Source organism: Chromobacterium paludis (assembly GCF_008275125.1).
In the GTDB taxonomy this organism is placed as follows: domain Bacteria; phylum Pseudomonadota; class Gammaproteobacteria; order Burkholderiales; family Chromobacteriaceae; genus Chromobacterium; species Chromobacterium paludis.
On sequence record NZ_CP043473.1, the window covers coordinates 407840 to 423844 of the forward strand.

Sequence of the window (16005 nt, forward strand, 5' to 3'; positions counted from 1 at the left end):
CGATCAGCATCAGATTGGCGGTCTGCGGGTCTACTTTGAGGATTTGCGTCAGGAAGAACAGCGAGTAGAACTGCGCGCAGTAGAAGGTGACCGCCTGGCCGCCGTTGAAGCCGAACAGCGAGATCAGGACCAGCTTGAGGTTGGCCCAGTTGCCGAAGGCCTCGGTGATGGGGGCCTTGGAGTGTTTGCCTTCTTCCTTCATTTTCAGGAAGGCCGGCGACTCCTGCATGGACAGCCGGATCCAGGTGGAAATGGCCAGCAATACGATGGAAATCAGGAAAGGCAGGCGCCAGCCCCACTCGGTGAAGGCTTCGCCGGTGAGTTTGCGGCAAGCCAGGATCACCAGCAGCGACAGCAGCAGGCCGGCGCCGGCGGTGGTCTGGATCCAGCTGGTGTAGCCGCCGCGCTTGTGGTCCGGCGCGTGCTCGGCCACGTAGATGGCCGCGCCGCCATACTCCCCGCCTATCGCCAGCCCCTGCAGCATGCGCAGGCCCACCAGGATCAGCGGCGCGGCGAGCCCCAGCGTAGAGTAGCCGGGCAGCACGCCCACCAGGAAAGTGGACAGGCCCATGATGACGATGGTGGCGAGGAAGGTGTATTTGCGGCCTATCATGTCGCCCAGCCGGCCGAATACCAGCGCGCCGAAGGGCCGCACCAGGAAGCCGGCGGCGAAGGTCATCAGCGCCAGGATGAAGGCCGTAGTGTCGTTGACCCCGGCGAAGAACTGCTTGCCTATGATGGCGGCCAGCGCGCCGTACAGGAAGAAGTCGTACCACTCGAACACCGTGCCGAGCGACGAGGCCAGAATCACCTTGCGTTCGGCGCGGCTGATGCCGACGGCGCCTGCCGTCGTTGCCATGCTGTTGCTCATGTCGAAGTCTCCTTTGCGGGTGGGGCGGGCGTCCGGATCGGCGCCGCTTGCTGGTTGTCCTGCGTAATCATCTGCGCCGCCTTGGCGGCGATCATGAGGGTGGGGCTGTTGGTGTTGCCCGAGGTGATGACGGGCATGATGGAGGCGTCCGCCACGCGCAGCCCGGCGATGCCGTGCACGCGCAGCCGTTCGTCCACCACGGCCAGCGGATCGTGGCCCATTTTGCAGGTGCCCACCGGGTGAAAAATGGTGGTGCCGATATCGCCGGCGGCATGGATCAGCGCCTCCTCGTCCTGGTAGGCCAGGCCGGGGCGATACTCCTCCGGCAGGTAGCGCGCCAGCGCGGGCGAGGCGGCGATGCGCCGGGTCAGCCGGATGGCGGCGGCGGCCACGCGCTGGTCTTCGGGATGGCTCAGGTAATTGGGCTGGATCAGCGGCGGCGCGGCGAGGTCGGGGCCGCTTATGGAGACATGGCCGCGGCTGAGCGGCCGCAGCTGGCAGACCGAGGCGGTGAATGCCGGGAAACGGTGCAAGGGTTGGCCAAAACGCTCCAGCGACAGCGGCTGCACATGATATTCCAGGTCCGGCCGCTTGACGTCCGACCCGCTGCGGGCGAAGGCGCCGAGCTGGCTGGGCGCCATGGACAGCGGGCCGCTGCGTTTCCATAAATATTCCCAGGCCATGGCCAGCTTGCCGCTCCAGGTGGCCGCGCGCTGGTTCAAGGTGGCCGCGCCGCAGACTTTGAACACGGTGCGCAGTTGCAGATGGTCTTGCAGATTGGCGCCGACGCCGGGCAGGATGCGCTGCGGCGCGATGCCGTGGCGCTGGAGCAAGGGCGCGGGACCGATGCCGCTGCGCTGCAGCAAAAGCGGCGAGCCTATCGCGCCGGCGGCCAGGATGATTTCGCCGCGGCAACGCGCGCGCTGCCGCTGGCCATGTTGCATAAATGCGATAGCGGCGGCGCGGCCGTTTTCCAGAATCAGCCGCTCAGCCTCCGCGCCGGTGGCGATGGTTAGGTTGGCGCGCTGGCGCACCGGCCGCAGAAAGGCGCTGGCGCTGCTCCAGCGCAGGCCGTTCTTCTGATTGACCTCGAAGTAGCCGCAGCCGGCGTTGTCGCCGGTGTTGAAGTCGTCGACCGGTGCGATGCCTTGTTGCGCCGCGGCGGCGCGGAAGGCATCCAGAATTTCCCAGGACAGGCGCTGCTTGTCCACGCGCCATTCGCCGCCGTGGCCATGCAGGGGGCGGCCGGCATCAAAGTGATCTTCCATGTCCAGGAAGTACGGCAACACCTCGCGCCAGCTCCAGCCGCGGTTGCCCAGCTCGGCCCAGTGGTCGTAGTCGGCGGCCTGGCCACGCATATAGATCATGCCGTTGATGGCGGAGGAGCCGCCCAGCACCTTGCCGCGCGGGTAGCCCAGCGCGCGGCCGTTCAGGCCGCTTTCCGCCACCGTTTGATAGCACCAGTCGGTGCGCGGGTTGCCGATGCAGTACAGGTAGCCGACCGGGATGTGTATCCACGGATAGTTGTCCTTGCCGCCGGCCTCCAGCAGCAGCACGCGCTTGGCGGGGTCGGCGGATAGGCGGTTGGCCAGCAGGCAGCCGGCGCTGCCGGCGCCGACAATGATGTAGTCGAATTCACCGCTGAACATGGCGCAGCTCATGTCGTTGTCTTGCCAGCCATCTAAACCGAAGCGCGGACGAGTGGGAATAGCCAGCGGGAAACAACGTATGTTAATTTTTGAACAACATTCTGCCCGCCGGGCCGCTTTTTCGTGTGCGGGCGCACAATCTTGTTGCGGGAAGACCATGTTCGACTGGAACGATGTCCGCTTTTTCCTGGCCTTGCAGCGCTGCGGCAAATTGCTGGGGGCCGCCAAGCAACTGGGCACCACGCATGCCACGGTGGCGCGCCATATCGCCGCGCTGGAGCGGGTGCTGGGCCAGCCCTTGTTTCTGCAGCAGGCGGACGGCTACACGTTGACGGCGGCGGGACGCCAGCTCTTGCCTTTGGCCGAGTCTTTGGAGAACACCGCCTCGCAGATGCTGGACGGCGCCCGGAAGGGGCCGGCCGAGGTCAGCGGCGTGGTGAGGCTGGGCGCGCCCGAGGGCTTGGGCGCCTTGTTTCTGGCGCGGCACATGCCAGCCTTGATGGCGCGCTATCCGGATTTAGAGATCGATCTGGTGGCGGTGCCGCGCTTCGTCAGCCTGACCAGCCGCGAGGTGGACATCGCCATTTCCCTGGAGCGGCCGCAGGCTAATCTGGTGGTGACGCGCAAGCTCACCGACTACTGTCTGGGCCTGTACGCCACGCCTTCCTATCTGGCTGCCCAGCCGGCCATCCATGAGCGCGAGGACTTGAACGGCCACGCCATCCTGGGCTATGTCGACGACTTGCTGTTCTCGCGCGAGCTGATGTTCCACCACGGCCTGTGCCGCCATCCGCGCATTCCCTTGCGCAGCACCAGCGTGGTGGCGCAAAAGGAGGCGGCGCTGACCGATGGCGGCATCGCGGTGCTGCCGTATTACATGACCTATGACGATCCGCGCTTGCAGCACATCCTGCCAGACTTGCGCATCATCCGTTCCTACTGGATCAGCGGGCGCAGCAATATCCGCCGCACCCTGCGCTACCGCGTGGTGTGGGACTACGTGGTGGAGCTGTGCCAGCGCATGCAGTGGCTCTTGCTGCAACAGCCAATTCAGCTAAATGGATCAATCGACGCGGTATAGGCTCACTTCATGAGAACGCTTTATCGCAACGGCGGCCCGGATTCGCCGTACCTGTGGCGGATGCTGCGGGCGCTGGACTACCTGTGGCGTCATCTGGACGGCCCGGCATCGTTGGAAAGGCTGGCGGAGGAGGCCTGCCTGTCGCCTTATCACTTCCATCGCGTGTATCGCGGCTTGATGGCCGAGACGGTGGGCGAAACCCGGCAGCGGTTGTTGCTGCACCGCGCGGCTGGGCAGTTGGCCGGCGGCTCGCTGCCTTTGTCTAGGGTGGCGGCACGCGCCGGCTACGGCGGCGCCGCGGCTTTCGTCCGCGCCTTCGCCAGGGCTTATGGCGAGAGTCCGGGCCGTTACCGGCAGCGCAGGGCGTTCATTGCTAGGCAAAACTGGGAGGCCGTGATGCATGAAGTGACATTGATCAAACAGGACAAGGGGCTGACGGTGCTGATGCGCCGCCATGTGGGCAGTTATATGGAGATCGGCCAGGCCTTCGGCGCTTTGCAGGCCATCAGCCCGGGCTGCGCGGTCGGCGACGAGCCTGGGCGCGTGTTTGGAATATACCTGGATGATCCGGAACAGACGGAGGAGGCCAAGCTGCGCTCCATCGCCTGCGTGATGGTGCCGAGTGGGTGGGAAGGGCGGCCGCTGCCGGATGGGTTCGAGTGGGGCGAGATCCCCGCCGCAGAATACGCCTGCGTGACGCACCAGGGGCCGTACGCGGAGTTGTCCACGACTTGGTCCTGGCTGTACCGGCACTGGCTGCCCGGCAGCGGGCGCGTGCCCGGCGAAGTGCCGTGCGTGGAAGAGTATTTGAATTCGCCGTACGACAATCCGCCCACCGCCTTGCGCACCCGGCTGATGCTGTCCCTGGCGTGAGCGCTGGGCGCAAAAAAGCCCGCGTCGTCTGACGCGGGCTTTTGTTTTCCAGCGTGAACCGGCTTAGCGGTCCACGTGGTAGTTCGGCGCTTCCTTGGTGATCTGCACGTCGTGGACGTGGGACTCGCGGATGCCGGCCGAAGTGATTTCGACGAACTGCGCCTTTTCGTGCAGGTCGGCGATGGTGGGGCAGCCCAGGTAGCCCATGGACGAGCGCAGGCCGCCCACCAGCTGGTGGATCACCTGGCCGATCGGGCCCTTGTACGGCACGCGGCCTTCGATGCCTTCCGGCACGAACTTGTCGGCGGCGTTGGAGCTGTCCTGGAAATAGCGGTCGGCAGAACCCTGGCTCATGGCGCCCAGCGAACCCATGCCGCGGTAGGACTTGTAGGAGCGGCCTTGATACAGCTCCACTTCGCCCGGGGCTTCCTCGGTGCCGGCGAACATGCCGCCCAGCATGACCGCGTTGCCGCCGGCGGCCAGCGCCTTGGCGATGTCGCCGGAGAAGCGGATGCCGCCGTCGGCGATCATCGGCACGCCGGTGCCCTTCAGCGCCTCGGACACATTATGGATTGCAGTCAGTTGCGGCACGCCCACGCCGGCTACGATGCGGGTGGTGCAGATGGAGCCGGGGCCGATGCCGACCTTGACGCCGTCGGCGCCGGCCTTGACCAGATCCAGCGCCGCTTGGGCGGTGGCGATGTTGCCGCCGATCACGTCGACCTGCGGGTAGGTTTCCTTGACCCAGCGCACGCGGTCCAGCACGCCCTGGCTGTGGCCGTGGGCGGTGTCGACCACGATCACGTCCACGCCGGCGGCCACCAGCGCGGCCACGCGCGCCTCGGTGTCGGCGCCGGTGCCCACCGCCGCGCCCACGCGCAGGCGGCCTTGGCTGTCCTTGTTGGCGTTCGGGTGTTCGCTGGTCTTGATGATGTCCTTGACCGTGATCAGGCCCTTCAGCTCCCAGGCGTCGTTGATCACCAGCACGCGCTCCAGGCGGTGGGTGTGCATCAGCTCGCGGGCTTCGTCGATGCTGGCGCCTTCCTTGACGGTGATCAGGCGCTCGCGCGGGGTCATGATGGAGCCGACGGTCTGGTCCAGGCGGGTTTCGAAGCGCAGGTCGCGGTTGGTGACAATGCCCACCACCTTGCCGGCTTCGATGACCGGCAGGCCGGAAATCTTGTATTGGCGGGTCAGCAGCACCAGGTCGCGCACCAGCATGTCCGGCGCGATGGTGATCGGGTCTTTCACCACGCCGCTTTCATGGCGCTTCACCTTGGAGACTTCGGCAGCCTGCTTTTCGGCGTTCATGTTCTTGTGCACGATGCCGATGCCGCCTTCCTGCGCCATGGCGATGGCGAGGCGGGCTTCGGTCACGGTGTCCATGGCGGCGGATACCAGCGGCAGCTTCAGCGTGATGTTGCGGGTGAGCTTGGTGGAGAGTTCCACATCGCGGGGCAGAACTTCAGAATGGGCCGGGACGAGGAGGACGTCGTCGAAGGTGTAGGCTTTCTCGATGATGCGCATCGCGTTTCCTTAGGCGGCAAAGCCGCATTGTACCGGATAGGCGGACGTTCTGCAAAAGCAAGCGGCAGCCTGGTTTTGCGCGGCCGGGGGGCAGGCCTTACAATCCGGAACATACAGCCAAAGGGTTGCGGAGATAGGACGATGAAGTCATCTGTAGTATGGACGTTTTTGCTGGTTTTGCTGCTGCCGGCCGTCGCCTCGGCCGAGGTCTATACCTGGACCGACGCCAGCGGAAAAAAAGTGTATTCCGATCAGCCGCCGCCCAATGTCAACGCGCGCCGGCTAAATGTGAAGGCAACGCCGGCGCCGCTGCCGGCCTCTGCGCCTCCGCAGGAAAAGAAGGCGGAGAAAAGGCAGGAAGCCAAAACGGCCGCGTCCGACAGCGCGGCCATGGCCGAGGCCAACGCCAAGATCAAGGCGCAAAACTGCAAGACGGCGAAGGAGCGTCTGTCTTCGCTGCAGCTGAATGGGCGCATCCGCCTGCAGGGTTCCACCGCGTTGGCCACCGATGCCCAGCGCAACGAGATGATCCGCCAGGCCCAGAAAGACGTGCAGACCTGGTGCAATAAATAAGTGGCCGCAAGCGAATTCGATTATCAGAACGTGCTGCAGAATCTGCCGTCCTTGCCCGGCGTTTACCGCATGCTGGATCAGGACGGCAAGGTGCTGTACGTGGGCAAGGCGATAGACCTGAAGCGCCGCGTCAGCTCCTATTTCCAGAAAAACGACCTCAGCCCGCGCATCCGGCTGATGGTGAAACAGATCGCCAATATCGAGACCACGGTCACACGCTCCGAGGCCGAAGCGCTGATTCTGGAAAACAATCTGATCAAGGCGCTGGCGCCGCGCTACAACATCTTGTTCCGCGACGACAAGTCCTATCCCTATCTGATGTTCAGCGACCACGATTTTCCGCAGATGGCTTATTTTCGCGGCGAGCCCAAGAAACCCAACCAGTATTTCGGACCGTATCCCAACGGTTACGCCGTGCGCGAGAGCATGCAGATCCTGCAGAAAGTGTTCCGCCTGCGCACCTGCGAGGACGCCGTGTTCGCCAACCGCTCCCGCCCCTGTCTTCTTTACCAGATCAAACGCTGCTCCGGCCCCTGCGTGGAACATATCAGCAAGGACGAGTACGCGGCCGACGTGGCCAGCGCGGTGGCTTTTCTGAATGGCCGGCAGAGCGAGCTGATAGACGCGCTGACCCAACGCATGGCGGCGGCGGCCGAGGCCATGGAATTCGAACAGGCGGCCGAGCTGCGCGACCAGATTCAGGCGCTGGCGCGGGTGCAGGAAAAGCAGTTCGTCGCCAGCAACCAGAGCCAGCAGGACTGCGACGTGGTGGCTGCGGCCATGCGCGATGGGCTGCCCTGCGTCAATTTGGTGATGATACGAGGCGGTCGCCACCTGGGCGACAAGAGCCATTTCCCGGTGGGCGGCGAAGCCGACACGCCGGACGAAATCCTGCAGGCCTTTGTCGCCCAGCATTACCAGCAGGCTGCGGTGCCGGCGGCGCTGGTGGCGAGCGGCGAACTGGACGAGGCCTTGCAGCAGTTTCTGCACGAGCGCGCCGGCCGCAAGGTTTACATCGTAAGCAATCCGATAGGCGAGCGGCGGGTGTGGCTGGAAATGGCGCAGAAAAACGCCGAGCTGGCCATCATGCAGAAGCTGGGCAGCAAGGCCACGCAGGCGCAGCGCCTGGCGCAATTAAACGAGGCGCTGGAGTTGGAAGACGCCGCGCGCTTCGAATGTTTCGACATCAGCCACACCATGGGCGAGGCCACGGTGGCGTCCTGCGTGGTGTACGACAAGGGCGCGATGCAACCCACCGAATACCGGCGCTTCAACATCACCACCGCCGCGCCGGGCGACGATTACGCGGCCATGCGCGAGGCCCTGTCACGCCGCTATGGCAAACTGGCGCAAGGTGAAGGGCGATTGCCGGACGCCCTCTTCATTGATGGAGGCAAGGGCCAGGTGGGGGTGGCGCTGGAAGTGCTGGGCGAGCTGGGGCTGAATCTGCCCATCGTCGGCATCGCCAAGGGCGAGGAGCGCAAACCCGGCCTGGAAACGCTGATCCTGCCCTATCTGGAAAAGACGCTACAATTGCGCCAGGATCATCCCGCGCTGCATTTGATCCAGACCGTGCGCGACGAGGCGCATCGCTTCGCCATCACCGGCCACCGCGCGCGGCGGGCCAAGGCGCGGACCTCGTCGACGCTGGAGGACATTCCGGGCATCGGCGCCAAGCGCCGCCAGCAGCTGCTGACGCGCTTTGGCGGTCTGCGCGGCGTGGCGGCGGCCAGCGTGGACGATCTGGCGCAGGTGGATGGCATCAGCCGGACGCTGGCGGAAAAGATTTACAATGCGCTGCATTAGATGATGTGATGGCAAGCGGTCGCCGCCCCTGATCCAGGCTCGGGGCGGCGGCGGCGTTGTAGACGAGCCTGAAAGCGACAAGACCAAGACCAATGCCCTTCAATTTGCCGATTTTACTGACCTGGATCCGGGTGGCCCTGATTCCGATCTGCGTGGCGGTGTTCTTTCTGCCGGACTCCATCTTGCTGCTGCATAGCCGCAACGCCGTAGGGGCCGGCATTTTCGCATTGGCCGCCGCCACCGACTGGCTGGACGGCTATCTGGCGCGCAAACTGGGCCAGACGTCTGCCTTCGGCGCCTTCCTCGATCCGGTGGCGGATAAGCTGATTGTCGCCGCCGCCTTGATCCTCTTGGTGCAATTGGGCCGCACCGAGGGCTGGATGGCGATGATCATCATCGGCCGCGAGATCACCATTTCGGCGCTGCGCGAATGGATGGCGGGCATGGGCAGCCGCAGCAGCGTGGCGGTGGCCTATATCGGCAAGCTGAAAACCGCCGCGCAAATGCTGGCGATCACGCTGTTGCTATACGACGGCGCCTTGTTGCCGGGCCTGGATGCGCGCTGGCTGGGAAATTTTTCCATGTACCTTGCTGTCATATTGACTTTGTGGTCAATGGTTTATTACCTGCAGATGGCGGCCAAGGAGTTTGCGGGGAAAAAAATAGATGTTTGAGGTGTTGACAGCGCGGATCAAATCTCTATAATTCGCAGTCTCTCGCCGCCACTGACGAAGCGGCAGCGAGATCAAGTTAAGCGTTGTAGCAAGTTACGCAGCGCGGGAATAGCTCAGTTGGTAGAGCGCAACCTTGCCAAGGTTGAGGTCGCGAGTTCGAGCCTCGTTTCCCGCTCCAGTAGCCTGAAACAATTTGCGATGCGGGAATAGCTCAGTTGGTAGAGCGCAACCTTGCCAAGGTTGAGGTCGCGAGTTCGAGCCTCGTTTCCCGCTCCAGTAGCTTGAAATCATTTGTGATGCGGGAATAGCTCAGTTGGTAGAGCGCAACCTTGCCAAGGTTGAGGTCGCGAGTTCGAGCCTCGTTTCCCGCTCCAAACAAGTTTGAAATCTGCAATGCGGGAATAGCTCAGTTGGTAGAGCGCAACCTTGCCAAGGTTGAGGTCGCGAGTTCGAGCCTCGTTTCCCGCTCCAGCATCAAACTTGAACAATTAGATTTGCCATGCGGGAATAGCTCAGTTGGTAGAGCGCAACCTTGCCAAGGTTGAGGTCGCGAGTTCGAGCCTCGTTTCCCGCTCCAAAATTCAGATTGATCGGATATCATACGGTCAATCAGCCGCTTAAGCGGCGGGGTAGCAAAGTGGTTATGCAGCGGATTGCAAATCCGTCTACGCCGGTTCGATTCCGACCCCCGCCTCCAGATAAAACCCCGTAAGTCAAAGACTTACGGGGTTTTTGTTTCGGCCTTGCGCGCTGTTTCTGGCATGCTGGCGCAAAGCATGGATGTTCTTTTGGTGCCGGCGTCAAACCGGCTCTCTTGTTGGGTTGATCAAAGCCGGCCAAGCGCGCTTGGCGCTTGACATGCGCCTACGCGACTCAGAATTAGAGCAAAAATGAGCGGCCTCGTTTTATTGCCGCATTGTTGATAACATATATAGGTTTCTGTGCCATAAGTATTGCTTACTGTCATGCCTATAAAATATTTCAGGCGAATGATCGTAATGATTTTATGCATGGGCCATGCTTTAACTTTGGAATGGGTGTTGACGCGTCGTTGACAGTCCAGGCCTTTGTCGCTAAAGTTCACCACTTCATTAAATGGCAATGCTTTAAAATCAAACGCATGCCCTGATAAAATCGGGGCGTATTTGTCAGTGCGACGCATTTTGATTGCGCGTTCTGGCGGGTGGTTGAAGCGTCGCCAGGCCTGATGATGGGCTTGATATTTAATATGCATTGTCAGTCCACCTTGCTCTGGGCTACAATCCCCTGCTTTGTCAGCCCCGGTGGTGAAATTGGTAGACACAAGGGACTTAAAATCCCTCGGCTTCGGCTGTGCCGGTTCGACCCCGGCCCGGGGCACCATCAATGACGAGGGCGACGCGATGTTTGCCTCGTGCCGATGCCGACTGGATTTAACCGGGACGCATTAAAATGACGCCGTATGGCGCGCATCGTCTAAACTGGACAAGTGGCCGGTTGCATCACGCCTCTTGATTGGGCAGCATGCGCTGTCTTTGCATCAATGGATCTAGATAGAAGTTCATGAAGCCAAATACTGAAACGGCACTCGGTGCTGCTCTCAAGTCTGCTGTTCAAAGCCTGTCCAAGAAAAAGCAGACCGAGATGATTGCGGATCACATCTACGGCAAGTTCGACGTGTTCCGCCAGTTTCGTCCCCTGGCGCTCGGTATCCATGAGAGCCTGATTGCCTCGCTGCCCCAGTTCGAACCGGCCCTGATTTCGCGCGTGGTGGCCAACCACTGCCGCAAGCCGCGTTACCTGAAATCCCTGGCGCGCGGCGGCAAACGCTTCGACTTGGCCGGCAAGCCGCAAGGCGAAGTCAGCGCCGAGGAAAAGCGCGCCGCCGAGCTGCAGATGCAGCCGAAGAATGCGCCGGCTGCGGAAACCTCGCCGGCGCCTGAAGCTGTCGCGCCCGCCGCGGTTGAGGCGGCGCAGCCGCAAGAAGGCCAGGCTGAGTCCTGACGCTTGCCCGCCCGACGCAAGAAAGCCCTGTCGCCTGACAGGGCTTTTTGCATCATGGGGCTTGAAAAGCGGAGAACGAACACCATCTCCCGGCTATCGCCAACCTCAATCACATTGACGACCATGAGTGCACAGAAAGAAACCCTGGGTTTTCAGACCGAAGTAAAACAGCTGCTGAAGCTGATGATCCACTCCTTGTACTCCAACAAGGAGATCTTCCTGCGTGAACTGATCTCCAATGCATCCGACGCTGCCGACAAGCTGCGCTTCGAGGGCATGGCCAAGCCGGAGCTGTTCGAGGACGATCCGGTGCTGAAGATTCGCATCACCTTCGACAAGGATGCCCGCACCGTCACCATCGCCGACAACGGCATCGGCATGAGCCGCGACGAAGTGGTGGCCAATATCGGCACCATCGCCAAGTCCGGCACCAAGGCCTTCTTCGAGCAGCTGTCCGGCGACGCCAAGAAGGACGCCAACCTGATCGGCCAGTTCGGCGTCGGCTTCTACTCCGCCTTCATCGTCGCCGACAAGGTGGCGCTGACGACTCGCCGCGCCGGCGAAGCCGTGGCCACCCGTTGGGAATCCCACGGTGAGGGCGAATACACGCTGGAGCAGGTGGAAAAGGCCGGCCGCGGCACGGAGATCGTGCTGCACCTGAAAGAAGGCGAAGACGAGCTGCTGAACGACTGGCGCCTGAAGGGCATTGTCCGCAAGTATTCCGACCACATCTCCATCCCGATCGAAATGAAGAAGGGCGCCGGTTACGGCGAAGACGGCGAGGTGAGCAATAGCGACGAGCTGGAGGTGGTCAACTCCGCCTCCGCGCTGTGGACCCGTTCCAAGAGCGACATCACGGAAGAGCAGTATCAGGAATTCTACAAGCACGTCGCCCACGACTTCACCGAGCCGCTGGCCTGGAGCCATGCCCGCGTGGAAGGCCGCCAGGAATACACGGAACTGCTGTATATCCCGTCGCGCGCGCCGTTCGACATGTACGACCGTGAGCGCAAGCAGGGCGTGAAGCTGTATGTGCGCCGCGTCTTCATCATGGAAGACACCGAAAAGCTGATGCCGCATTACCTGCGCTTCGTGCGCGGCGTGATCGACAGCAACGACCTGCCGCTGAACGTATCGCGCGAAATCCTGCAAGAGAGCAAGGACATCGACGCTATCCGCGCCGGCTGCGTGAAGAAAGTGTTGGGTCTCTTGGAAGACCTGTCCGCCAACCAGCCGGAAAAATACGGCGCGTTCTGGAAGGAATTCGGCCAGGTGCTGAAGGAAGGCGTGGGCGAGGACTTCGCCAACAAGGAGCGCATCGCCAAGCTGCTGCGCTTCACCACAACAGCCTCCGAAGGCGAGGAGCCTGGCGTCACGCTGGCCGACTATATCGGCCGCATGAAGGAAGGCCAGGACAAGATCTACTACATCACCGCCGATACGCTGGCCGCCGCCAAGAATAGCCCGCACTTGGAAGTGTTCAAGAAGAAGGGCGTGGAGGTGCTGCTGCTGACCGACCGCGTCGACGAGTGGGTGGTGGGCTCCTTGTTCGAGTTTGAAGGCAAGCAGTTGCAGTCTGTCGCCAAGGGCGCGCTGGACTTGGGCAAGTTGGAAGACGAAGCCGACAAGGAAGCGCAAAAGCAGGTGGAAGAGGCTTCCAAGCCGGTGGTGGAGAAAGTGCAGAAGGCGCTGGGCGACAAGGTGAAGGAAGTGCGCGCCACCGCCCGCCTGGTGGAAAGCCCGGCCTGCCTGGTGGCCGGCGAGCATGACATGAGCGCCCACCTGGAACGCATGTTGAAGGCCGCCGGCCAGAAGGTGGAAGGCAGCAAGCCGACGCTGGAAATCAATCCGGAACACGTGCTGGTGAAGCGCTTGGCCGAGGAGTCCGACGAGGTCCGCGCCGGCGATCTGGCCGCCGTGCTGTACGACCAGGCCCTGCTGGCAGAGGGCGGCAAGCTGGAAGACCCGGCCTCCTTCGTCAAGCGCATCAACAAGCTGATGCTGGAGCTGTCGGCCTAAACCGCAGCCGTTTCCGCCAAAACCGCCCCGCCGCCAGGCGCGGCGGTTTTTTCATGCGCGGCTTGCTATCATGTCGATTTCATTGTCTGGAATCTGCGATGAAGCCGCCCCTTCAGCCGCAATTTGCCGCCGCGCCTCTTTTGCTGCTGATCGATATGCAGCAGGCTGTCGACCATCCCAACTGGGGACCGCGCAATCATCCGCAGGCGGAGCAGGTGTGTGGTCATCTGCTGGCCGTTTGGCGTCAGCGCGGCCTGCCGTTGATTCATATCCGCCATGACTCCACCGAGACAAATTCAACATATCGGCCAGGCCAGGCGGGCCATGCATTCAAGCCAGAGGTCGCGCCGCTGCCGGGCGAGACGGTCATCGCCAAGCAGACCAACAGCGCCTTCATCGGAACAGATCTGGAAGCCTTGCTGCGCGATAAGGGCTGGCTGGAGCTGATCGTCGTCGGCGTCAGTACCAGCAACTCGGTCGAGGCCACAGTGAGAATGGCCGGTAATCTTGGATTTAAAGTCTGGCTGGCCGAGGATGGCTGCTTTACTTTCGACAAAACCGATTGGCAGGGGCGTCACCATCGTGCGGAAGAGGTGCACGCAATGAGCCTGGCCAATCTCGATGGCGAATACTGCCGTGTACTGACCAGCCAAGACGTGCTGGCCGCGCTGGAGCATTCCTGATTTCATGGGGCGCTCATGGCCTGGAGCGCGGCCGGGTCAAGGAACTGGTATCCTTGTCCTCATGAGTGACGCACCCGCAACCCCCGCCGCAGACCAAGCCGCCGACTTCCAACTCACCGCGCCGGAGCTGCCGCCCAGCGTGCCCATCGCGCACGTATTCGGCCAGCCGGTGCTGGAGGTGCCGCAAGACCTGTTCATTCCGCCCGACGCGCTGCAGGTGATCCTGGAGAGCTTCGAAGGCCCGCTTGATCTGCTGCTTTACCTGATCCGCAAGCAGAATCTCGACGTGCTGAACATCCCCATGGCCGAGATCACGGCTCAGTACATGTCCTATATCGACGCGATGCGGCAGGATCGGCTGGAGCTGGCGGCGGAATATCTGCTGATGGCGGCGCTGCTGATCGAGATCAAATCCAGATTGCTGCTGCCCCGGCCGCAGCTGGACGAGGACGGCGAGCCGGACGATCCGCGCGCCGAGCTGGTGCGTCGGCTGCTGGAATATGAGCAGATGAAGCTGGCCGCGCTGGAGCTGGACAAGATTCCGCAGGCCGACCGCGACTTCGCCTGGCTGGCGGTGCTGATCGAACAGTCGGCCGAGCAGCGGCTGCCCGATGTCGGCGCCGCCGATTTGCGCCAAGCCTGGATGGCCATCCTGTCGCGCGCCAAGCACCGCCGCCATCACAAGGTGGAAAAGGACGAGCTGTCGGTGCGCGCGCAGATGAGCTGGATTCTGCGCTACCTGGACGGCAAGGAATATGTGCCGTTTGAGGAATTGTTCGATGTCGACAAGGGCGTCGCCCACTTGGTGGTCAACTTCATCGCCGTGCTGGAGCTGGTGAAGGAGGGCATGGTCAAAGTCAGCCAGGACGCGCCCTACCAGCCCATCTATGTGCGGATCGCGCTGGTATGAGCGTGGTCCGGCTGGCCCTGGCGCAGCAAGCGGCGCCGGACGCCCCCTCGCGTCGCCTGTCGTTACTGAGACAGTGGTGCGAGCGCGCGGCTTTGGATGGCGCGCATTTGCTGTTGCTGCCAGAGATGTGGTCCATCGGCTACGCGCCGGAAAGGATGAACGCCGCCCATGCCTGGAGTGATGAAGAGCCCATGCTGGCGGAGGTGTCCGGTCTGGCCCGGACGCATGGGCTGGCCATAGGCTTCAGCTATCTGGCCCGCCATCGCGGCGCGCTGCGCAACCGGCTGCGCCTGTATGGCGCGGACGGTGCGGTCGTTTTGCAATACGACAAAATTCATATCTGCGCTTTCACCGACGGAACGGAGACGGCGCTGCAGGGCGGCGAGAGTTTTGCCTGCGCCGATGTCCCGCTGGGCGGAGAGACGGTTCGCGTCGGCGCCATGATCTGTTTCGACCGCGAGTTTCCCGAAGCCGGACGCGCGTTGATGCGCAAAGGGGTGGAATTGGTGCTGGTGCCCAACGCCTGCGCGATGCGCGCGGATGCCGAAATCGGCGACGCGCGTCTGCAGCAGTTGCGCGGGCGCGCGTTGGAAAACCGTTTCGCCGTCGCGCTGTGCAACTATCCGGCGCCGCTGCAAGACGGCGCCAGTTGCCTGATCGACGCGCGCGGCCGTTTGCTGGCGTGGGCGGACGACGGCCCGACGCTGCTGATGGCGGAGCTGGATCTGGATGCGTTGCGGCATTGGCGCGCGGGACAGGACGGGGTGTGGGGCGAGAGCGCGCTACGGCCCGCATATTATCGCTGAGCGTCTGTCTATGTTTTTGTCATTGCCGTGCTATTATTTTTGCCGTGAAATTGATCAGGGGCAGGACGAATGGCGCAGCATCAGGCGGAGGTGTTATGGCGGCGCGACGGGCAGGATTTTCTGGACCGCCGCTATAGCCGCAAGCATGTTTTGAAATTCGACGGCGGCGCGGAGGTAAGCGGCTCATCCTCGCCACATGTGGTGCCCGTGCCGTACTCCGATCCCGCCGCAGTTGATCCGGAAGAGGCTTTCATCGCCGCCTTGTCCAGTTGCCACATGCTGTGGTTCCTGGACCTGGCCGCGCGCGCCGGTTTCCGCGTGGATGAATATCACGACCTCGCCGTCGGCGAGATGGGTCGCAACGCAGCGGGCAAGGCCTGGGTGTCGCGGGTGATTCTGCAGCCCAAGGCGGCTTTTTCAGGCGAGGCGCTGCCGACGCCTGAGCAAGTCGAGCAACTGCATCATGCGGCTCACGCCGAGTGTTTCATCGCCCATTCCGTGAAAACCGAAGTGCTGTGCCAGCCCCGGCTGGCTTGATAGTGGAGACCAT

The 16005-nt window shown here is 62.7% G+C and carries 14 protein-coding genes, 7 tRNA genes and 1 pseudogene; 18 read left to right on the forward strand and 4 right to left on the reverse strand.

Going from position 1 to position 16005, the window contains the following annotated elements:
* Positions 1-91 precede the first annotated feature (91 nt).
* Positions 92-871 (reverse strand): annotated as a pseudogene (locus FYK34_RS21145) (MFS transporter); the annotation flags it as partial.
* Positions 868-2532, reverse strand: coding sequence for a GMC family oxidoreductase (locus FYK34_RS01930; RefSeq protein WP_231137348.1), 1665 nt, complete (start codon positions 2530-2532; stop codon positions 868-870). The gene FYK34_RS01930 and the pseudogene FYK34_RS21145, both read right to left, overlap by 4 nt.
* A 145-nt stretch (positions 2533-2677) precedes the next feature.
* Between FYK34_RS01930 and FYK34_RS01935 the strand changes: the two genes are divergently transcribed.
* Together FYK34_RS01935 and FYK34_RS01940 are read left to right on the forward strand one after the other, a co-directional pair.
* The gene (locus tag FYK34_RS01935; RefSeq protein ID WP_149294813.1) at positions 2678-3601 is read left to right on the forward strand and encodes a LysR family transcriptional regulator; all 924 of its coding nucleotides are present in this window, start codon (positions 2678-2680) and stop codon (positions 3599-3601) included.
* A gap of 9 nt (positions 3602-3610) precedes the next feature.
* Positions 3611-4474 carry an AraC family transcriptional regulator gene (locus FYK34_RS01940; RefSeq protein WP_149294814.1) on the forward strand — a complete coding sequence of 288 codons (864 nt, stop codon included), beginning with the start codon at positions 3611-3613 and terminating at the stop codon, positions 4472-4474.
* 63 nt (positions 4475-4537) lie between these two features.
* Here FYK34_RS01940 and guaB read toward each other — a convergent pair whose 3' ends face one another.
* Entirely contained in the window at positions 4538-6001 is a 1464-nt protein-coding gene (guaB, locus tag FYK34_RS01945; protein ID WP_149294815.1) for an IMP dehydrogenase, read from the reverse strand.
* A gap of 141 nt (positions 6002-6142) precedes the next feature.
* Between guaB and FYK34_RS01950 the strand changes: the two genes are divergently transcribed.
* From FYK34_RS01950 to FYK34_RS01990, 9 genes are all read left to right on the forward strand, one after another.
* Positions 6143-6574, forward strand: coding sequence for a DUF4124 domain-containing protein (locus FYK34_RS01950; protein WP_149294816.1), 432 nt, complete (start codon positions 6143-6145; stop codon positions 6572-6574).
* A complete protein-coding gene (gene uvrC, locus FYK34_RS01955; protein WP_149294817.1) occupies positions 6575-8380 on the forward strand; it encodes an excinuclease ABC subunit UvrC in 1806 nt (601 codons plus the stop codon).
* Between the two features lie 92 nt (positions 8381-8472).
* Positions 8473-9054: a CDP-diacylglycerol--glycerol-3-phosphate 3-phosphatidyltransferase gene (pgsA, locus tag FYK34_RS01960; protein WP_149294818.1), complete on the forward strand. Its 582-nt coding sequence runs from the start codon at positions 8473-8475 to the stop codon at positions 9052-9054.
* Between the two features lie 102 nt (positions 9055-9156).
* A tRNA-Gly gene (locus FYK34_RS01965) sits at positions 9157-9232 on the forward strand.
* Between the two features lie 22 nt (positions 9233-9254).
* Positions 9255-9330: transfer RNA gene (locus FYK34_RS01970), tRNA-Gly, on the forward strand.
* Positions 9331-9352: 22 nt separating this feature from the next.
* Positions 9353-9428: transfer RNA gene (locus FYK34_RS01975), tRNA-Gly, on the forward strand.
* A gap of 21 nt (positions 9429-9449) precedes the next feature.
* Positions 9450-9525: transfer RNA gene (locus FYK34_RS01980), tRNA-Gly, on the forward strand.
* Between the two features lie 30 nt (positions 9526-9555).
* A tRNA-Gly gene (locus FYK34_RS01985) sits at positions 9556-9631 on the forward strand.
* Positions 9632-9677: 46 nt separating this feature from the next.
* Positions 9678-9751: transfer RNA gene (locus FYK34_RS01990), tRNA-Cys, on the forward strand.
* A 129-nt stretch (positions 9752-9880) separates the two neighbouring features.
* On the opposite strand, the gene FYK34_RS01995 is transcribed toward FYK34_RS01990, so the two are convergent.
* Complete coding sequence (locus tag FYK34_RS01995) at positions 9881-10357, reverse strand: hypothetical protein (RefSeq protein WP_149294819.1); 477 nt, start codon at positions 10355-10357, stop codon at positions 9881-9883.
* Between FYK34_RS01995 and FYK34_RS02000 the strand changes: the two genes are divergently transcribed.
* The 7 genes from FYK34_RS02000 (at position 10332) to FYK34_RS02030 (ending at position 15992) form a co-directional block, all read left to right on the forward strand.
* A tRNA-Leu gene (locus FYK34_RS02000) sits at positions 10332-10416 on the forward strand. The genes FYK34_RS01995 and FYK34_RS02000 overlap by 26 nt on opposite strands.
* A gap of 180 nt (positions 10417-10596) precedes the next feature.
* Entirely contained in the window at positions 10597-11037 is a 441-nt protein-coding gene (locus tag FYK34_RS02005; RefSeq protein WP_149294820.1) for a ProQ/FINO family protein, read from the forward strand.
* 123 nt (positions 11038-11160) lie between these two features.
* Positions 11161-13056, forward strand: a complete 1896-nt coding sequence (gene htpG / locus FYK34_RS02010) for a molecular chaperone HtpG (RefSeq protein WP_149294821.1) — start codon at positions 11161-11163, stop codon at positions 13054-13056.
* A gap of 98 nt (positions 13057-13154) precedes the next feature.
* The gene (locus tag FYK34_RS02015) at positions 13155-13739 is read left to right on the forward strand and encodes a cysteine hydrolase family protein (RefSeq protein ID WP_149294822.1); all 585 of its coding nucleotides are present in this window, start codon (positions 13155-13157) and stop codon (positions 13737-13739) included.
* A 61-nt stretch (positions 13740-13800) separates the two neighbouring features.
* A complete protein-coding gene (locus FYK34_RS02020) occupies positions 13801-14649 on the forward strand; it encodes a segregation and condensation protein A (RefSeq protein ID WP_149294823.1) in 849 nt (282 codons plus the stop codon).
* Positions 14646-15455, forward strand: coding sequence for a carbon-nitrogen hydrolase family protein (locus tag FYK34_RS02025; protein WP_149294824.1), 810 nt, complete (start codon positions 14646-14648; stop codon positions 15453-15455). The genes FYK34_RS02020 and FYK34_RS02025 overlap by 4 nt, the downstream gene beginning before the upstream one ends.
* A gap of 69 nt (positions 15456-15524) precedes the next feature.
* On the forward strand, positions 15525-15992 hold the full coding sequence (locus tag FYK34_RS02030) for an OsmC family protein (protein ID WP_149294825.1): 468 nt from the start codon (positions 15525-15527) through the stop codon (positions 15990-15992).
* The last annotated feature ends 13 nt before the right edge of the window (positions 15993-16005 follow it).